The sequence below is a fragment of the Sporolactobacillus sp. KGMB 08714 genome, from assembly GCF_036598985.1.
GTDB lineage: Bacteria > Bacillota > Bacilli > Bacillales > Sporolactobacillaceae > Sporolactobacillus.
On sequence record NZ_JAUUBW010000059.1, the window covers coordinates 1 to 1,636 of the forward strand.

Consider the following 1,636-nt stretch of genomic DNA (forward strand, 5'->3'; position numbering starts at 1 on the left):
AACGCTGCGCTGAGAAACCCGCTTTCCTTAGAAAGGAGGTGATCCAGCCGCACCTTCCGATACGGCTACCTTGTTACGACTTCACCCCAATCACGGGTCCCACCTTCGGCGGCTGAGTCCCCAAAGGGTTCTCCCACCGACTTCGGGTGTTACCCGCTCTCATGGTGTGACGGGCGGTGTGTACAAGGCCCGGGAACGGATTCACCGCGGCATGCTGATCCGCGATTACTAGCAATTCCGGCTTCATGCAGGCGGGTTGCAGCCTGCAATCCGAACTGGGGGCGGCTTTCCGGGATTCGCTCAACCTCGCGGTCTCGCGGCCCTTTGTACCGCCCATTGTAGCACGTGTGTAGCCCAGATCATAAGGGGCATGATGATTTGACGTCATCCCCACCTTCCTCCGGTTTGTCACCGGCAGTCACCCTAGAGTGCCCAACTCAATGCTGGCAACTAGGATCAAGGGTTGCGCTCGTTGCGGGACTTAACCCAACATCTCACGACACGAGCTGACGACAACCATGCACCACCTGTCACTCCGTCCCCCGAAGGGGAAAGCCTGATCTCTCAGGCGGTCGGAGGATGTCAAGACCTGGTAAGGTTCTTCGCGTTGCTTCGAATTAAACCACATGCTCCACTGCTTGTGCGGGCCCCCGTCAATTCCTTTGAGTTTCAACCTTGCGGTCGTACTCCCCAGGCGGAATGCTTAATGTGTTGACTTCAGCACTAAGGGGTTGGACCCCCCTAACACCTAGCATTCATCGTTTACGGCGTGGACTACCAGGGTATCTAATCCTGTTTGCTCCCCACGCTTTCGCGCCTCAGCGTCAGCTGCAGACCAGAGAGCCGCCTTCGCCACCGGTATTCCTCCACATCTCTACGCATTTCACCGCTACACGTGGAATTCTACTCTCCTCTTCTGCCCTCAAGCTCCCCAGTTTCCAATGACCGTCTGCGGTTGAGCCGCAGCCTTTCACATCAGACTTAAGAAGCCGCCTGCGCGCGCTTTACGCCCAATAATTCCGGACAACGCTTGCCACCTACGTATTACCGCGGCTGCTGGCACGTAGTTAGCCGTGGCTTTCTGGCCGGATACCGTCACGAAGGGAGCATTGCCTCTCCCTCCCGTTCTTCTCCGGCAACAGAGCTTTACGATCCGAAAACCTTCTTCGCTCACGCGGCGTTGCTCCGTCAGACTTGCGTCCATTGCGGAAGATTCCCTACTGCTGCCTCCCGTAGGAGTTTGGGCCGTGTCTCAGTCCCAATGTGGCCGATCACCCTCTCAGGTCGGCTATGCATCGTTGCCTTGGTGGGCCGTTGCCCCGCCAACCAGCTAATGCACCGCGGGCCCCTCTGAAAGCGATGGCCGAAACCATCTTTCCCTCCGACACCAGGCGGTGTCGGAGCCCTATCCGGTATTAGCTCCCGTTTCCCGGAGTTATCCCCGTCTTTCAGGCAGGTTGCCCACGTGTTACTCACCCATCCGCCGCTCACTTCCGGGAGCAAGCTCCCTTCCGTGCGCACGACTTGCATGTATTAGGCACGCCGCCAGCGTTCGTCCTGAGCCAGGATCAAACTCTCCATAAAATATCGCTTGCTTCGGATCCGCAGATCCGTTGTTTCCGTGTTTGATTCCTCA

The 1,636-nt window shown here is 57.7% G+C and carries 1 rRNA gene; it reads right to left on the reverse strand.

What is annotated here, in order from left to right:
• Positions 1-31: 31 nt before the first annotated feature.
• Positions 32-1,584: ribosomal RNA gene (locus Q6A92_RS18100) — 16S ribosomal RNA — on the reverse strand.
• Positions 1,585-1,636: the final 52 nt, after the last annotated feature.